The 15944-nt window shown below is 71.7% G+C and carries 16 protein-coding genes; 11 read left to right on the top strand and 5 right to left on the bottom strand.

The genetic code is table 11. From position 1 onward, the window contains the following. Positions 1–136 precede the first annotated feature (136 nt). Complete coding sequence (locus tag ABLE53_RS18910) at positions 137–1636, top strand: spermidine synthase (protein WP_348860691.1); 1500 nt, start codon at positions 137–139, stop codon at positions 1634–1636. Here the strand turns inward: ABLE53_RS18910 and ABLE53_RS18905 are convergent. Both ABLE53_RS18905 and ABLE53_RS18900 read right to left on the bottom strand, forming a co-directional pair. After that, positions 1633–3006, bottom strand: coding sequence for a vWA domain-containing protein (locus ABLE53_RS18905; protein ID WP_348860690.1), 1374 nt, complete (start codon positions 3004–3006; stop codon positions 1633–1635). The genes ABLE53_RS18910 and ABLE53_RS18905 overlap by 4 nt on opposite strands. Beyond that, a complete protein-coding gene (locus tag ABLE53_RS18900; protein ID WP_348860689.1) occupies positions 3003–3878 on the bottom strand; it encodes an AAA family ATPase in 876 nt (291 codons plus the stop codon). The genes ABLE53_RS18905 and ABLE53_RS18900 overlap by 4 nt, the downstream gene beginning before the upstream one ends. 456 nt (positions 3879–4334) lie before the next feature. On the opposite strand from ABLE53_RS18900, the gene ABLE53_RS18895 reads away from it, so the two are divergent. Further along, positions 4335–4973, top strand: coding sequence for a hypothetical protein (locus tag ABLE53_RS18895; protein WP_348860688.1), 639 nt, complete (start codon positions 4335–4337; stop codon positions 4971–4973). A 73-nt stretch (positions 4974–5046) separates the two neighbouring features. Here the strand turns inward: ABLE53_RS18895 and ABLE53_RS18890 are convergent, their stop codons facing one another. Then, the gene (locus ABLE53_RS18890) at positions 5047–5991 is read right to left on the bottom strand and encodes a hypothetical protein (RefSeq protein WP_348860687.1); all 945 of its coding nucleotides are present in this window, start codon (positions 5989–5991) and stop codon (positions 5047–5049) included. A 70-nt stretch (positions 5992–6061) separates the two neighbouring features. Continuing rightward, complete coding sequence (locus ABLE53_RS18885; RefSeq protein ID WP_348860685.1) at positions 6062–6745, bottom strand: winged helix-turn-helix transcriptional regulator; 684 nt, start codon at positions 6743–6745, stop codon at positions 6062–6064. Positions 6746–6815: 70 nt separating this feature from the next. Between ABLE53_RS18885 and ABLE53_RS18880 the strand changes: the two genes are divergently transcribed. The 9 genes from ABLE53_RS18880 to ABLE53_RS18840 all read left to right on the top strand — a co-directional run bounded on the left by ABLE53_RS18880 (position 6816) and on the right by ABLE53_RS18840 (position 14423). Continuing rightward, positions 6816–7397 carry a dihydrofolate reductase family protein gene (locus ABLE53_RS18880; protein ID WP_348860684.1) on the top strand — a complete coding sequence of 194 codons (582 nt, stop codon included), beginning with the start codon at positions 6816–6818 and terminating at the stop codon, positions 7395–7397. 28 nt (positions 7398–7425) lie between these two features. Further along, positions 7426–8157 carry a DUF899 family protein gene (locus ABLE53_RS18875; RefSeq protein WP_348860683.1) on the top strand — a complete coding sequence of 244 codons (732 nt, stop codon included), beginning with the start codon at positions 7426–7428 and terminating at the stop codon, positions 8155–8157. Between the two features lie 9 nt (positions 8158–8166). Next, a complete protein-coding gene (locus tag ABLE53_RS18870) occupies positions 8167–8592 on the top strand; it encodes a VOC family protein (RefSeq protein ID WP_348860682.1) in 426 nt (141 codons plus the stop codon). A gap of 361 nt (positions 8593–8953) precedes the next feature. Next, a complete protein-coding gene (locus ABLE53_RS18865) occupies positions 8954–9958 on the top strand; it encodes an ATP-binding cassette domain-containing protein (protein WP_348860681.1) in 1005 nt (334 codons plus the stop codon). Further along, positions 9955–10734 carry an ABC transporter permease gene (locus tag ABLE53_RS18860; protein WP_348860680.1) on the top strand — a complete coding sequence of 260 codons (780 nt, stop codon included), beginning with the start codon at positions 9955–9957 and terminating at the stop codon, positions 10732–10734. The genes ABLE53_RS18865 and ABLE53_RS18860 overlap by 4 nt, the downstream gene beginning before the upstream one ends. A 33-nt stretch (positions 10735–10767) precedes the next feature. Next, positions 10768–11619 (top strand): aldo/keto reductase, encoded by an 852-nt coding sequence (locus tag ABLE53_RS18855; RefSeq protein ID WP_348860678.1) that lies wholly within the window; start codon positions 10768–10770, stop codon positions 11617–11619. Between the two features lie 76 nt (positions 11620–11695). After that, the gene (locus ABLE53_RS18850) at positions 11696–12397 is read left to right on the top strand and encodes a response regulator transcription factor (protein ID WP_348860677.1); all 702 of its coding nucleotides are present in this window, start codon (positions 11696–11698) and stop codon (positions 12395–12397) included. Next, complete coding sequence (locus tag ABLE53_RS18845) at positions 12394–13821, top strand: ATP-binding protein (RefSeq protein WP_348860676.1); 1428 nt, start codon at positions 12394–12396, stop codon at positions 13819–13821. The genes ABLE53_RS18850 and ABLE53_RS18845 overlap by 4 nt, the downstream gene beginning before the upstream one ends. Further along, positions 13818–14423, top strand: a complete 606-nt coding sequence (locus ABLE53_RS18840) for a hypothetical protein (RefSeq protein ID WP_348860675.1) — start codon at positions 13818–13820, stop codon at positions 14421–14423. The genes ABLE53_RS18845 and ABLE53_RS18840 overlap by 4 nt, the downstream gene beginning before the upstream one ends. A 7-nt stretch (positions 14424–14430) precedes the next feature. On the opposite strand, the gene zwf is transcribed toward ABLE53_RS18840, so the two are convergent. Further along, positions 14431–15894 carry a glucose-6-phosphate dehydrogenase gene (zwf, locus tag ABLE53_RS18835; protein WP_348860674.1) on the bottom strand — a complete coding sequence of 488 codons (1464 nt, stop codon included), beginning with the start codon at positions 15892–15894 and terminating at the stop codon, positions 14431–14433. Positions 15895–15944: the final 50 nt, after the last annotated feature.

Here is a 15944-nt window from a genome sequence, read left to right as displayed (position 1 = left end):
AACCCCGCGACGCCCGAGGTTGTCAGGGGAAATCCGACCTTGTGGGGTGTCTGGATGGCCGACAAGGTCGGGTTTCCCCGGCCGGCCGGGGATTCCAAGGGCCGGCACGTCCCCGCCCCGCGGATAGGTTGCGAGCATGAGCCTGCGATCCCGCTCCCTGGAGCTGCTGGTGTTCACCGTGGGCGCCGGGACGCTGGGGGCGGAGATCGCGGCGGCGCGGCTGCTGGCGCCGTGGTTCGGGGCGAGCACGATCGTGTGGGCGAACACGATCGCGATCGTGCTGGTGGCGCTGTCGGTGGGCTACGCGCTGGGCGGGCGGATGGCCGACCGCGACCCGCACCCGAGCGGCCTGGCGAAGATCGTGATGGTCGCCTCGGCGCTGCTGGCCGTCGTGCCGTTCGTGAGCGGGCCGTTCCTGAGGGAGGCGGTGAAGGCGGTCGACCAGCTCAGCGCGGCCACCTTCGTCGGGAGCCTGGTCGGCGTCGGCGTACTCCTCGCGATCCCGCTGCTCCTGCTCGGCATGGTCTCGCCGTACGCCGTCCGGCTCCGGGTCGACTCGATCGAGGGGGCGGGCCACACCGCGGGCCGGCTCTACGCGATCTCCACCGTGGGGTCGCTGGTCGGCACCTTCCTCGCCGCGCTGCTGCTCATCCCGGTGGTCGGGACGCGGCGTACCTTCCTGGTCTTCGCGGCCGCGATGGCGCTCTCGGCGCTGCCTCACCTGGCGCGCCGATGGTGGCCGGCGGCCGCCGTACCCGTCCTCATCCTCGGCCTCATCGCCCTCCCGACCGGCACGGTCAAGTCGGCCGATACCCAGGGGGCGCGGGTGATCTGGGAGCGCGAGACGGAGTACCAGTACGCCCGGGTGATCCAGGAGGCCGACGGCACCCGCTACCTCGAGCTCAACGAGGGGCACGCCGTGCACTCCGCCTACCGCCCCGGACACTGGCTGACCGGGAACTACTGGGACGAGATGCTCGCCCTCGCGTACGCCGGCGGGCGGGCGCCCGACTCGGTGGCGATCCTCGGCAGCGCGGCGGGTACGACGGCACGGCAGCTCGGCCACTACCTCCCCGCCACGCGCGTCGACGCGGTCGAGATCGACGGCGAGCTGACCAAGGTCGGGCGCGAGCTCTTCGACCTGCACGGGCCGAACCTCCACACCCACACCGCCGACGCGCGCCCGTGGCTGGAGGAGACCGACCGGCGCTTCGACGTGATCATGCTCGACTGCTACCGGCAGCCCTACATCCCGTTCTACCTCACCACCCGGGAGTTCTTCGCGCTCGCGAAGCAGCACCTCGACCCGGGCGGTGTGCTCGTCATCAACTCCGCGCACCCGGAGGGGTCCGACACGCTCGAGAAGGTCCTGACCGCCACCCTGCGCACGTCGTTCGGTGACCACGTCTGGCGGGACGCCTCGCAGCCGACCAACAGCCAGCTGGTCGCGACCACCGGCCCCGACCCCGCCGAGGGCCTGCGCGCCGCGCTCCCCGGGCTGCCCGCGGACCTCTCCCCGGTCGTCGCGGCCACGGCTGCGCGGATCGAGCCCGGGCTCGACGGCGGGCGGGTCTACACCGACGACGTCGCGCCGGTCGAGTGGCTGGTCGACATGAGCCTGGCGGGAGAGGCCTAGGCGATCTCGCGGACGAACTCCGAGAGCTGGCCGAGGTTGCGGCACTCGACCATCGGCACGATCGTGCCGTACCTGGACGCCTCGGAGTCGCCGGTGTCCCACTGTCGCTTCGCCTCGGGGTTGAGCCACCAGGCATGCCGGGCGCGGCCGGCCATGGTCCGCAGCGCGGCGAGCTCGGGGTCGGAGTAGTTGTTGCGCGCGTCCCCGAGGACCAGCAGCGAGGTCTTGGGGGTGATCGCCTCGACGTACTCCTCGGTGAAGGTCTTGAACGCCCGCCCGTAGTTGGTGCGCCCGAAGATCGAGGCATGCGCCGAGGACTCCACGAGCCGGGTCATCACCTCGGCGAGGTCGGCGCCGGGCCGGAAGTACGACGTCACCTCGTGGACCGTGTCCACGAACGTGAACGCCCGCACCTTGCCGAAGACCTCCTGCAGCGCGAAGACCAGCAGCAGTGTGAAGGAGGCGAAGTTGGCGACCGAGCCGGACACGTCGCAGAGCACCACCAGCTCGGTGCGGTGCGGGCGACGCGGCTTGTGGTGGGTGTCGAGCGGGACGCCGCCGGCGGCGATGGAGGACCGGATCGTGCGGCGCATGTCGATCGGGCCGCGCCGCCGGGTGTGCTGCTCGAGCGCCAGCCGGGTGGCCAGCCGCCGCGCCAGCGGGTAGATCTCCCGGCGCAGCCGGTCGACGTCGGCCCGGCGCATGTGGAGGAAGTCGAGCCGGTCGAGCGTCGGCTTCACGTGCACGTTGGCGATGTGCTGCGGGCCCTTCTCCTCGGCGATCCGGCGGCGCGCGTCGGCCTCGACCATCGCGGTGTACGACGCCAGCCGGCGGTCCGCCGTACGCTCCGCCTCCTCCTCGGTCCAGCCCGAGCGACGCAGGCCGTCGACGAGGTTCTCCATCAGCTCGTCGGGTGCGATCCGCCGCAGCGCGGTGTACGACGACCACGAGCTCAGCCCGGGACCGCGACCCGGCATCGCGCCGAACCGTGCCATCGCCTCCGCGGCGAGCGCCCGCAGCCGCTCCTCGTCACCGGACTCGAGGGCCTCCTGGAGCTCGGCGCGCAGGTCCACCAGCGCCTCGGGGCCGTCCTTCGCCGTGCCCTCGCCGGCGACCTGCTCCGCGTCGGCGGGAACCGCCCCCTCGCCGACCATCCGCGGGAAGTACAGCTCGAAGAGCGCGTCGAACGTGGGCCGCAGGCTCTGCTTCTTCACCAGCGTGGCGGCGTAGGTGTCCTTGACCGTCTCCCGCGACGACCAGCCGATCGCCGAGACGGCGGCGACGGCGTCGAGGTCCTCCGAGAGCGACACCGGCAGGCCGGCGCCGCGCAGCGCCTCGAGGAAGGCGAGGTGGCGGTCCAGGAGCGTCATCGCAGGCGCAGCTCCTTGATGGCCCGCTCCTGGTCGGAGACGTGCTTGAGCACGACCCCGAGGGTGTCGCTGACGGCCTTCTCGTCGAAGTCGTCGATCTCGAGCGCGATGAGCGTCCGCGCCCAGTCGACCGACTCGGCGATGCTCGGCGCCTTCTTCAGCTCCAGCTCGCGCAGCCGCGCGACGACCGAGACCAGCTGGCCGGCGACCTTGTCGTCGAGCTCGGGCACCTGGGAGGTCACGATCGCCCGCTCCCGCTCGGCGTTCGGGTAGTCGAGGTGCAGGTAGAGACAGCGCCGCTTGAGCGCCTCCGACAGCTCGCGCGCCGCGTTGGAGGTGAGGACGACGAGCGGGCGGCGTACGGCGGCGACGGTGCCGAGCTCCGGGATCGTCACCTGGAAGTCGGAGAGAACCTCGAGCAGCAGCGCCTCGACCTCGACGTCGGTCTTGTCGACCTCGTCGATCAGCAGCACCGTCGGCTCGTCACGGCGGATCGCCGTCAGCAGCGGCCGGGTGAGCAGGAACTCCTCGCTGAAGATGTCGTCGTGTGTCGCCTCCCAGGCCCCCTCCTTTTCGAGCAGAGCCCCGGAGGCCTGGATGCGCAGCAGCTGCTTCTTGTAGTTCCACTCGTAGAGCGCCCGGGCCTCGTCGAGCCCCTCGTAGCACTGCAGCCTGACCAGCTCCGCGCCGGTGGCGCGGGAGATCGCCTTCGCCAGCTCGGTCTTGCCGACGCCGGCGGGGCCCTCGACGAGGACCGGCTTCTCGAGCCTCCCGGCGAGGTAGGCCGTCGTGGCGGTCGCCGGGTCGGCCAGGTAGCCGACCCCGGTGAGCCGCTGGGCCACGTCGGACGGGGAGGAGAACCAGGAGTCCATGCGCCGAGATTACGGCGTGGCCGTCACCGCCGGCCGGTGGCGTCGTCGACCGGCTTTGCTCGGAGTCCCCAGACCGCCGGAGGCGGTCGCCACGCTGTTGACCGCCGCGAAGGCCGCCGCCCTCACCGCGCTCGTCACGCTCCCGGTCGTCAACGCCGTGTCCGGGCCGCAGCAGGGCCGCTCCCTTGCCCAGAGGTACGACGACGTCCTCGCCCGGCACCATCGTCGCCCTCTGCGCCGACCCGGTGGGTCCGCGCGGACCCGGGCACTGAACCGCGCTCGTACCGCCGGTATCCTCCGGCGGACGTAGCCACCGGCTGTCGAGACCACCGGCGTCTCGCAGGCTCGACGTCCGAAGCCATGGGGGCCGACCAAGGAGGAACCACCATTTCGTCGCACCAGCCGTATCGGCCAGTCCACGCCGCCAGCGCCGAAGAGCTCGCGGCCCGGCGCAACATGCTGTCCGACTCGTACCAGGGCTTCCCGCCCGAGACCCCGCCCCAGACCCCGCCACCGGCCCAGGGGCCCCCGCACGCGGGCCTGCCGGCCGCACCGCTGAGCCCGCAGATGGCAGACGCCCCGATCCCGGCGGTGCTGAGCCAGACGACCGGCACGCACTGGCCGCAGTACGTCAACAACCACCGCCTGATCGGGTCGCTCGTCGCGGGCTTCTTCGCCAGCCACGTCGCCGACATGATCGGCTACTGGATGTCCGGCCTCTTCGGGCTGCCGAAGCTGGACTTCGCGCTCTTCAACGGCCTCGTCCTCATGCCGAAGGCCGACGCCACGCCGCAGTGGTTCGAGGGGATGCTCTTCCACAGCCTCAACGGGATGGTCTTCGCGCTGGGCTACGGCCTGCCCATCTTCCCGCTGCTCGGCAAGACCCACACCACCGGCCGCAACGTTGCCCGCGGCGTCGGCATGGGGATGGTCCTGGCGACGCTGAGCTGCCTGTGGTGGGTCCCGACGCAGATGACCGCGTTCCATCCCGGGTTCTTCTCGCTCAACCTCGGCCTGAGCATGGTCGTCGCGATCTACGTGTGGCACCTCGCCTGGTCGCTGGCGCTCGGCTTCATCTTCAACCCGCAGGACTGAGCGCCGAGCGTCTGCACGACGACAGCCCCGGCCGTCCGGCCGGGGCCTGTCGCGATCTGTGCCGGGGGTGCGCTCAGTCCGGCCAGGCCTGGAGTACGCCGCCGGCGTGCTCGGCCAGGTGCGCGTGGATCCGCTCGCAGGCGAGCTGGTCGTAGCGCGACCGCAGCACCAGCCGGCGCTGCTCGGTCACCGTCGCGGTGCCGGAGCCGAGGGTCAGGCTGTCGTCGACCGAGCCCACCAGCAGCCGCAGGTGCGTCTGCGCACCGCCGGCGTACACGAGATGGACCTGGCCCAGGTCGGCCGCCCAGATGAGGGTGCCCTCGACGACGATGAGGCGCTCGCCGGTCACGAACACCTTGAGCGCGACCTCGCTCATGTTGTGGACCATGTCGGCCGCGGCGACGACCGTCTCGCCCTGGTGCAGGAAGCCCGAGAGCGCCTTCACGATGACGTGCTCGGGGAGGTCCTCCTGCCGGCCGGTCGTGATCGTGGTGGCGGCCGGCGGCTCGACCGGCGCCGGCGGCGCCGCGTCACCTGCCCAGTCGGTGTCGACGGCCGGCTGGGCGCCCGCCGCGCGAGCGGCGGCGAGCAGGGTGGGGAAGAAGTCGTGGAAGGCCGCCTCGTCCCGCACCCGCATGGTCGTCGAGAAGCGCGACATGCCGTTGCGGTCGGGCACCATCGCCTCGACGACGAAGTCGCCGAGGCTCGGGCCGGGCGGGCGGCCGGCGAAGACGATGGCGCCCAGGTTGATCGAGAACACCTTCTCGCGGAACTCGAACATCACGCGCAGGTCGGTGAGGAACGCGTGCCCGGCGGCCTTGCCCTCGTGTGGGAAGCGCACCGCCACCCGGGCCAGCGGACGCTCGCCGGGGTGGAGCAGGGACTTGACCAGCAGCCAGTCACGCGCCTCCCCGGCCAGCACACGGCTGTGGGGATCCTTCGCCTGGCGTACGTGGAAGTCCTCGAGGGGACGGGTGCCGACGGTGATCGTCGATGAGGCCTTCCTTCGCGCACGCACGGTGGGGAAGGTTAGACCGTCGGTATGTCGGCGGGAAAGCCGTCCACGGTCGGTTGAACAAGCAACGACTTCACGGCCGGGCGTAGAGCGCCACCAGACGCTTCACGGGCTTCCGCCTGCCCTCGACCACGACCGCGCCGCTCCGCTCAGCCTCGGAGAGCGGCAGACCACCGAACAGCACGCCGCTCCAGGCGGTGGCGTCGGCCGTCACCGTCGCTACCGGGTCGACGGGGATGCCGCGCTCCGCCACGAGGCGACGACGGGCGGCGGCGACCTGGTAGTGCCGGCTCGGCGGATCGGGTCGGCGGCCGTCGTACAGGCGTAGGGAGATGGGCGGCAGGCCGTCCGGGACGGGCGGCGCCATCGTGCGCATCGCCATCACCATGGCGTCCGGGGTCATGCCCAGCCCGTCGGGCGCGGCGGACGCGAAGGGGCCTGCGGAGTACCACCGACCGAGGTCCTGCAGGATCGTCTCGAGGCCCCGGCCCCACTCGGTCGCGACGTACGCGCGCGTCCGGGCCAGGTCGTCGAGCACGACCTGCTCGACGATGCCGGCCTCCTGGAGCGAGCGCAGCCGATCGGTGAGCACGGCCGGGGTGATGCCGCGGACGTCGTCCTGGAGGTCGGCGAAGCGCTTCGGCCCGAGGATCAGCTCCCGGACGACCAGGAGGCTCCAGCGGTCGCCCACGAGGTCGAGCGCGTTCGCGGCGCGACAGGCGTCGCCGTGGTCGCGGTACGTGCGCTTCGTCGGCAAGAGATCCCCTTCGCTGCCAATAACTATCTTCACAAGACCAGAAACTATGTTTATCGTAGCAGCCATGCCGATGAGGATCACAGCCGTCGAGTTCCTGAGCGTCGACGGCGTCATGCAGGGTCTCGCGTCGCCCGACGAGGACCGCTCCGGAGGCTTCGAGCACGGCGGCTGGGGCGTGCCGTACGGCGACGCCGTCGGCGAGGTGACGGGCGAGATCGGCTCCGGCGCGACCTCGGCGTACCTCCTCGGCCGCAGGACGTACGACGTGCTGGCCGCCTACTGGCCGCACCAGCCGGACAGCGACCCGATCGCGGCCAGCCTCAACAACGCGACGAAGTACGTCGCCAGCCGGCGCGTCACCGCGCTCGACTGGAAGGGCGCGGAGCTGCTCGCCAGCGACCTCGTCGACGCCGTCACGCGACTGAAGGCCGGCGGCGACGGCGGCCTCGTGATCCTCGGCAGCGGCACGATCGTCCAGCAGCTGATGGGCGCCCGGCTCGTCGACGAGCTCCGGCTCTTCCTCCACCCGCTCGTCCTCGGCGGCGGCAAGCGGCTCTTCGGCGACCTCGTCGAGCCGCAGCGCCTGCGCCTCGTCGCCACCGGCACCAGCAGCAAGGGCACCGTCGCCCTCACCTACGCCGTCGCAGGGTGACGGCACCCCTCCCACCAAGGAGTCCACCATGACCGCAACACCTCCCGTCGTCGACCGGGAGACCTGGCAGCAGCAGGTCGACGAGCTCCTCGTCCGCGAGAAGGCCCACACCCGCGAGGGCGACGCGATCGCCGCGGCCCGCCGGCGGCTGCCGATGGTCGAGCTCGACGCGGCCACGCCGCTGGTCGGCGCCGACGGCGACGTGACGCTGCTCGACGTGTTCGAGGGCCGCCGCCAGCTGATCACCTACTTCCACATGTGGCACGCCGGCCACACCGCGCCGGACCAGTGCGAGGGCTGCTCGTTCTTCAACGGCCACGTCCGCGAGCTCTCCTACCTGCACTCCCGCGACGTCACGTACGCGACCATCACCCACGGGCCGTGGAGCGAGGTCGCCCGCTACCGGGACTTCCTCGGGCTCGAGGCGCCGTGGTACACCGCGCCGGAGCTCTACGAGGAGCTCGGCGATTCCGGCATCAAGGTGTTCCTGCGCGACGGGGACCGTGTCTTCCAGACGTACGAGATCACCGGGCGGGGCTGCGAGATCATGTCCAACTCCTACGGCCTGCTCGACCTCACCGTCTACGGTCGCCAGGAGGTCTGGGAGGACTCGCCGGAGGGCTGGCCGCAGGACCTCGGCACCCGCGGCGAGCAGTTCCGTCTCAACGGCCGCCCGACGCTGCAATGGTCCCGCCTCGAGGCCGGCCGCAGCGACGACCTGGGCGCGACCGGGCCCGCCGGCGACCACCACTGCCACTAAGGGGGTCCGATGCGTACGACGATCCTCCTGCCCACCCACGACCGACGCACGGCGCACGCGTTCTGCCGCGACGGCCTCGGCCTGGAGACGCCGGGCGAGCCGGCCGAGGACGGCGTACCCGAGCCGCTCCGCGTCGTCCTCTCGGAGGGCTGCCAGGCGGTCCTCGTGCCTGACGGAGGCTTCTCGTGGGTGGCCGGGCGCCCGGCCGCGCCCGACGCGGACGTCGAGTGCGTGCTCACCCTGGAGCTCGACGAGGTCGCGGCGGTCGACGCCCTCTTCGCGAAGGCGGTCGCCGGAGGCGGTGCCGCCGTCGCGGAGCCGGGGCCGACCTCCTGGGGCTACCGCGCCCTCGTTGCGGATCCCGACGGGCATCGATGGCAGCTCCTCGCCGGCACGTTCGCGGATGTCGAATCGGACGACCCTGCTTCGTCGTAGAGGTGAGAGCACCCTCGAACACCAGGGAGATGCCATGACAGCGACGCCGCTCCGCCTCTGCCACCGACGACCGGCGGTCACCGACGAGATCGCGCCGCCGACATGATGGTCGACAAGCCCCGCACCGCTCCGCGCCGCGTACCCAATGAGACCGCGTCGTCGCCCGCCCGGAGCGACGCAGCTCGCCCGCCCGCGCGCGAGCCGGCCCGCTGCGATCCTGCCGACCACCACCGAACTGTGTCGGTTCGGGTCCGCGACCGGCGGGCCGCGACAGCGTGTTCCTAGAACCTCGCGCGAAAACGCGGGTGACGGCCGTCGGCGGCCCGTGTTTGGCTGGACGGCGCACATCCAGGGGGAATCGATGATCCACGCACGCGGACTCAGGCATACGTTCCGCACCGGGCAGGGGAAGCAGAAGAAGGAGGTCGTCGCGGTCGACGGGGTCGACCTCGACGTCGAGCAGGGCGAGGTGGTCGCCTTCCTCGGGCCGAACGGCGCCGGCAAGACGACCACGCTGCGGATCCTCACGACGCTGCTGAAGCCCACCGCCGGCACCGCCACCGTCGCCGGGTTCGACGTCGCGACGCAGGCCGTCGACGTACGCCGCAGCATCGGCTACTGCTCGCAGGTCGGGTCCACCTTCTCGGGGGCGTACGCCGGGGACGAGGTCGTCGACCACGCCCGGCTCTACGGCATGACCAAGGAGGCGGCCGTGGCCCGCGGCCGGGAGCTGTTCGACCGGCTCCAGCTCGACGGGCTGTGGCGCCGCAAGCCGCGGGACATGTCCGGCGGACAGAAGCGCCGACTCGACATCGTGATGGCGCTCGTCCACCACCCCGGCCTCGTCTTCCTGGACGAGCCGACGACCGGGCTCGACCCGCAGGCGCGGGCCAACCTCTGGCGCCACATCGCCGACCTGCGTGACAAGGAGGGCGCGACCGTCTTCCTCACGACGCACTACCTCGACGAGGCCGACGCGCTCGCCGACCGGCTGCTCATCATCGACCGGGGCCGGATCGTCGCCGACGACACCCCGGACAACCTCAAGGCGTCGATCTCCGGCGACCTGGTCGACCTCGAGGTCGCCGAGGACGACGAGCTCGTCCGCGCTCGGGACAGGCTGGCCTCGATCTCCGACGACGTCGAGGTGCTCGGCCGCCACGTCCGCGGCCGGGTCGCCCGGGCCGGCAAGGCCGTGCCGGGGCTGCTGCGCGACCTCGAGGCGTCGGGGGTGTCGCTCGAGTCGATCGAGGTCGCCCGCCCCACTCTCGACGACGTGTTCCTCACCCTCACCGGGCGGTCGCTGCGCGATGCCGACGCCGCCACCGAGGACCCCAAGGCAGCGATGGAAGGAGCCCGCTCGTGACCGCCTCGATGTCAGGGCCGGTGACCGGCTTCCTGCGGGAGTCGTGGATCGTCTTCACCCGCCAGCTGCGGATGAACCTCCGCAACCCGGCTTGGGTGATCATCGGGCTCCTGCAGCCGGTGCTCTACCTGCTGCTGTTCGGCCCGCTGCTCGAGCCGGTGATCAGTCAGCTCGGCGGCAACAAGTACACCTGGTTCGTCCCCGGCATGCTCGTCCAGCTCGCGATCTTCAGCGCGTTCTTCGCCGGCTTCAGCCTGATCGGCGAGTGGCGCGAGGGGGTCATCGAGGCCGAGCGGGTCACCCCCGCCAGCCGTGGCGCCCTCCTGGTCGGCCGGCTGCTCCGCGACCTGCTGCAGTTCCTGGTCCAGGCGGTGATCCTGGTCGTCCTCGGGCTGGTCCTGGGGATGGACGCGCCCCTCGGCGGGATCGTCGCCGGCATCGTGATCACGATGCTGCTCGGCGGTGCCTGCGCGGCCGCGTCCAACGCGTTCGCGCTCACGGTCAAGAGCGAGGACACGATGGCGCCGGTCATCCAGATCGTCGCCATGCCGGTCCTGCTGCTGAGCGGCATCCTGCTGCCGATGTCGTTCGGGACCACGTGGCTCGAGCGGCTCAGCGAGGTCAACCCCGTCCGCCACGTCGTCGACGCCGTCCGCAACTCCTTCTTCGGCGTCTTCGACGACAGCTCGACGGCCTGGGGCGTCGGCCTGGCCGTCGTACTCTTCGTCCTCGCGATGTGGTGGGGCGTCTCGACGTTCCGCAAGGAGAACGCCTGACCGGACGCTGGCCCCGACCCGTAGGTTGGAGGCATGGCCGACGTCCCGACCTTCACGCTGTCCGACGGCTCCACCCTCCCCGCCATCGGGTTCGGGACCTACCCGCTGCGCGGCGAGGAGGGCGTGACCGCGATCGTGAGCGCCCTGAGGACCGGCTACCGCCTCCTCGACACCGCGGTGAACTACGGCAACGAGGAGGAGGTCGGCGAGGCGCTGCGCCGATTCATGGGCCGTGCCGGCATTTCGCGCGAGGAGGTCGCCGTCGCGAGCAAGCTGCCCGGCCGCCACCACGGCTACGACGAGGCGATCGCCTCGACGAAGGAGTCCCTCCAGCGGCTCGGTCTCGACCACCTCGACCTGCACCTCATCCACTGGCCGAACCCGAGCCGGGACAAGTACGCCGAGGCGTGGCGCGCGCTCGTCGACCTGCAGAAGCAGGGCCTGGTCAGGTCGATCGGCGTCTCGAACTTCACCGCGGCGTACCTCGACCGGATCAGCGCCGACACCGGTGTCGCGCCGGTCGTCAACCAGATCGAGCTGCACCCGTACTTCCCGCAGGTGGAGATGCGCGCCGTCAACGCCGAGCGGGGGATCCTCACCGAGTCGTGGAGCCCCATGGGCAAGCGGCGGGCGCCGTACGCCGAACCCGCCGTACGCGACGCCGCGGAGGCCCACGGCGTGACCCCCGGCCAGGTGATCCTGCGCTGGCAGCACCAGCTCGGCGCCCTGCCGATCCCGAAGTCGGCGACCCCGTCCCGCCAGGCGGAGAACCTCGACGTCTTCGGCTTCGAGCTCACCGACGACGAGGTCGCGGCGATCACCGCGCTCGGCCGGCCCGACGGCCGCCTGTTCGGGGGCGACCCGGAGACCCACGAGGAGATGTAGCGCCCCGAGGCGACCCTCAGCGGATTCCCCCTCCGGCTCTCAGCGCCGGCTCAGTCTGGGGTGCCAGACTTGCACCGTGACCAGTGCCGATGCGAAGCCGCGCGTCCTCGTCGTCGACGACGACAAGGCCGTGCGTGAGTCGCTGCGCCGGTCGCTGGAGTTCAACGGGTACGACGTCGCGCTGGCCGGCGACGGGGCGGAGGCGCTCGCGGGGATCGCCGGGCACGCGCCCGACGTGGTCGTCATGGACATCATGATGCCGAGGCTCGACGGCATCGAGGCCACCAAGGCGCTCCGCGCCGCCGGCAACGACGTCCCGATCATCGTGCTGACGGCTCGCGACTCGGTCGGCGACCGGGTCGAGGGGCTCGACGCGGGTGCCGACGACTACCTCACCAAGCCGTTCGCGCTGCAGGAGCTGCTGGCGCGGCTGCGGGCCGTGCTGCGCCGCGCCGTACCGCCCGAGGGCGCCGACGACGAGGTGCTCACCTTCTCCGACCTGTCCATGAACGTCGCGACCCGCGAGGTGACCCGCGGCGACCGTCGGATCGACCTCACCCGCACCGAGTTCACCCTGCTGGAGATGTTCCTCCGCCGGCCGCGACGCGTCCTCGAGCGGGCCTTCATCCTCGAGGAGGTCTGGGGCTACGACTTCCCGACCACGGCGAACTCGCTCGAGGTCTACGTCGGCTACCTGCGTCGCAAGACCGAGGCGGCCGGCGAGCCGCGGCTGATCCACACCGTGCGCGGGATCGGGTACGTCCTGAAGGAGTCATGAGTCTTCCCACCACCGGTTGGCACTACCGGCGCTCCCTCGCCAGCCGGGTGACGCTGCTGACGACCATCGCGGTCGGGCTCTCGATCGCGGGCATCGCCGTCGGCGTCTACGTCGTCATGCGGATGCAGCTGCAAGCCACGATGGACGAGTCCCTGCTCGCCCGCGCCCGCAGCGCGGCGAACGACGCTGACGCCATCGTCATCGACTACCGCACCAACCGGCAGCTGCCGAGCTGGGCGCTCAACGCCGGCGGAGTCCAGATCGGCGAGGTCTACGGGGAACAGGGCTGGTGGATGGCCAGCCAGGACGCGTCCAGGTTCCCCCGCCCCGGCGCCCCCGAGATCGCGGTGGCCCAGGGCCAGGTCACGACCTCGGTCCGCACGGTCAGCACCACCACCACGACCTTCCGCGTCGTCGCTGTCCCGATTCCCGGCCAGAACAACGCGCTCGTCCTCGCGCAGTCGCTCGAACCCCAGGAGCACATGTACAAGCGGCTCGGCCTCGTCATGCTGCTCTTCGGCGCGGCCGGGGTGATCGCCGCCGGCGTCGCGGGCTGGGGCGTGGCGAGCGGCGGGCTGCGGCCGGTGAGACGGCTGACCGCTTCCGTACGCAACCGGGCGCGGACCGAGGACCTCACGCCGCTGCCGGTGGAGGGCGACGACGAGATCGCCTCGCTGGCCTCGTCGTTCAACACCATGCTCGCGGCGCTGACCGCCTCGCGGGACCGGCAGCGGCAGCTGGTGGCGGACGCCTCCCACGAGCTGCGTACGCCGCTCACCTCGCTCCGCACCAACATCGAGCTGCTGACCCAGGCCGACGCCTCGATCACCGGCGACCAGCGCGCCGAGCTGCTCGGCGACATCCGCGCGCAGATCGAGGAGCTCACCACGCTCATCGGCGACCTCGTCGAGCTCGCCCGCGACGAGCCGCCGGCGCCGGTCGTCGAGGCCGTCGACCTCGACGACGTCGTCGACCAGGCCCTCGCCCGGGTGCGGCTGCGCGCCCCCACGGTGACCTGGGAGGTCGAGGCCACGCCGTGGTGGGTCCTCGGCGAGGCCGGCGGGCTCGAGCGCGCGGTCACCAACCTGTTCGACAACGCAGCCAAGTGGAGCCCCGAGCACGGCACCGTGCGGGTCTCGCTCGACCACGGCGTGCTGACCGTCGACGACGAGGGGCCGGGCATCGCCGAGAGCGACCTGCCGCACGTCTTCGACAGGTTCTACCGCTCCGCCGAGTCGCGCGGCATGCCCGGCTCCGGTCTCGGGCTGGCGATCGTCCGGCAGGTCGTCGAGCGCACCGGCGGCAGCGTCGAGGCGGGCCGCACGCCGGCCGGCGGGGCCCGGCTCGTCGTACGCCTGCCCGGCTCGCCGCACCCGATGCCGCGCACCGCCCCGACCGGGCAGCCCGCGGGAGCGCACCGGTGAACGTGTGCGCTCCGGCGCGAGTACGCCGGCTCGGCGGCCTGCTCGCCCTCGGCTCGGCCGCGCTGCTCGGGGTCTCCGCCTGCGGCGGCTCCTCCGACCCGTCGTCCGGCGGCTCGCCGAGCCCGTCGGGGCAGTCGTCCTCCTCGGCGTCGGCCTGGCCGGCGTACGACCCCTGCGACGGGCTCGACCCCTCCCCCGTCGCGCAGGCGCTCGGCTCGCCGCTCAAGGTCGACACCGGCTCGAGCTCGGCCGCCCGGTGCGCGCTGCTGCCGGGGAAGCAGGGCGGGCCGACGTACGAGCTGAACTACCTGTGGTGGCCCGGCGGGCTCGACGCCGCCTGGCAGCCCATGAACGTCCAGGCCGGCACGGTGAGCCGGCCGAAGGTGCCCGGCGCCGACGCCGCCCGGATGGTGGTGCAGCAGACCAAGAAGGCCTACTACGTGTCCGGGTTCGTGCAGGACGGCTCACTCATCCAGTCGTTCAACGGCCTCGCGCTGGCGCCGTACGACGCCGGCCGGATGCGCCGCTCGGCGCTGGTGCTGCTCGCGCAGCTGTCCGCGAACGCGCCGAAGGACCAGCCCAGCGCCTCGCCGACCGGCTGAGGGCGCCTCAGCGCGTGGTCGTGCTCGTCTCGCGCCAGGACCGCTCGAACGGGAGCCGCCAGGCGTGCGGCGCGATGAGCTGGTGAATCGCGTTCGGGCCCCACGAGCCGGGGGCGTAGAGCCGCACGGGCGGCGGCGCGTCGAGCAGCGGCTGGGAGATCTCCCAGAGCGTCTCGATGCCCTCCGCGGTGGTGAAGAGGGTGTGGTCGCCGCGCATGGCGTCGTGGATCAGCCGCTCGTAGGCCTCCAGCACGCCGCTCGCCGAGGAGGTGTCGCTGGTGGCGAACTGCATCGACAGCTTCTCCAGCTTCATGCCCGGGCCGGGCCGCTTGCCGTAGAACGACAGCGACATCTTCGACTGGTCGGCCAGGTCGAAGGTGAGGTGGTCGGGCCCCTGGGTGCCGGCGTTGGAGCCTGCCGGGAACATCGTGAGCGGCGGCTCCTTGAACGCGATCGAGATGATCCGCGCCCCCTCGGCCATCTTCTTGCCGGTGCGGAGGAAGAACGGCACGCCCGCCCAGCGCCAGTTGTCGATGATGACCTTGAGCGCCACGAAGGTCTCGGTGTCGGAGTCGTCCGCGACCTCCTCCTTGCCGCGGTAGCCGGTGTACTGACCGCGGACGACGTTCTTCGGGTCCAGCGGGCGGATCGAGCGGAAGACCTTGTTCTTCTCGTCGCTGATCGGCCCCGGCGCCAGCGACGTCGGCGGCTCCATCGCCATGAACGCGAGGATCTGCATGAGGTGGGTGACGACCATGTCGCGGTAGGCGCCGGTCGACTCGTAGAACGCCGTGCGCCCCTCGAGACCGAGCGTCTCGGGGACGTCGATCTGGACGTGGTCGATGAAGTTGCGGTTCCAGATCGGCTCGAAGAGGCCGTTGGCGAAGCGGAACGCCAGGATGTTCTGCGCCGCCTCCTTGCCGAGGAAGTGGTCGATGCGGAAGATCTGCTCCTCGCTGAAGACCTCGTGGATCTTCGCGTTGAGCACCTTGGCCGACTCGAGGTCGGTGCCGAACGGCTTCTCCATGATGATCCGGGCGCGCTCGACGAGGTCGGCCTCCTCGAGCTGGCGGATCACGTCGAGCGCCGCCTTCGGCGGCACGCTGAGGTAGTGCAGGCGGCGTACGTCGCGGCCCAGCGTGGCCAGCTTCTTCTCCGCCTCCTTCACGGCGTCGGCGAGCGCGTGCGGGCCCTCGGCCGTGGAGACGTAGGTGAGCATCTCGGCGAACGGCTCCCACCGGGCGTCGGTGATGGTGCCCTTGCCGAACTCCTCGCAGGCCTGGCGGGCCTGCTTGTGGAAGGTCTCGTCGTCGATGTCCTCGAGCGAGGTGCCGACGATCATCGCGTCGCGGAGCAGACCCGCCTCGAAGAGTCGCAGCAGGCCCGGCAGGAGCTTGCGGCGCGCGAGATCCCCCGTCGCGCCGAAGAGCACGATGACATGGGGCTGGGCCCGGTCGTCAGTGGTCGCCATGGTGCTGTCCACGGTATTACCCCCCGCAACCACTGGCCAACAGGTCAGTG

Source organism: Nocardioides asiaticus, assembly GCF_040049175.1.
Taxonomy (GTDB): Bacteria; Actinomycetota; Actinomycetes; order Propionibacteriales; family Nocardioidaceae; genus Nocardioides; species Nocardioides cheoyonin.
The sequence above is the reverse complement of the archived record's forward strand: the minus strand, read 5'-3'. Positions and strand labels throughout refer to the sequence as shown.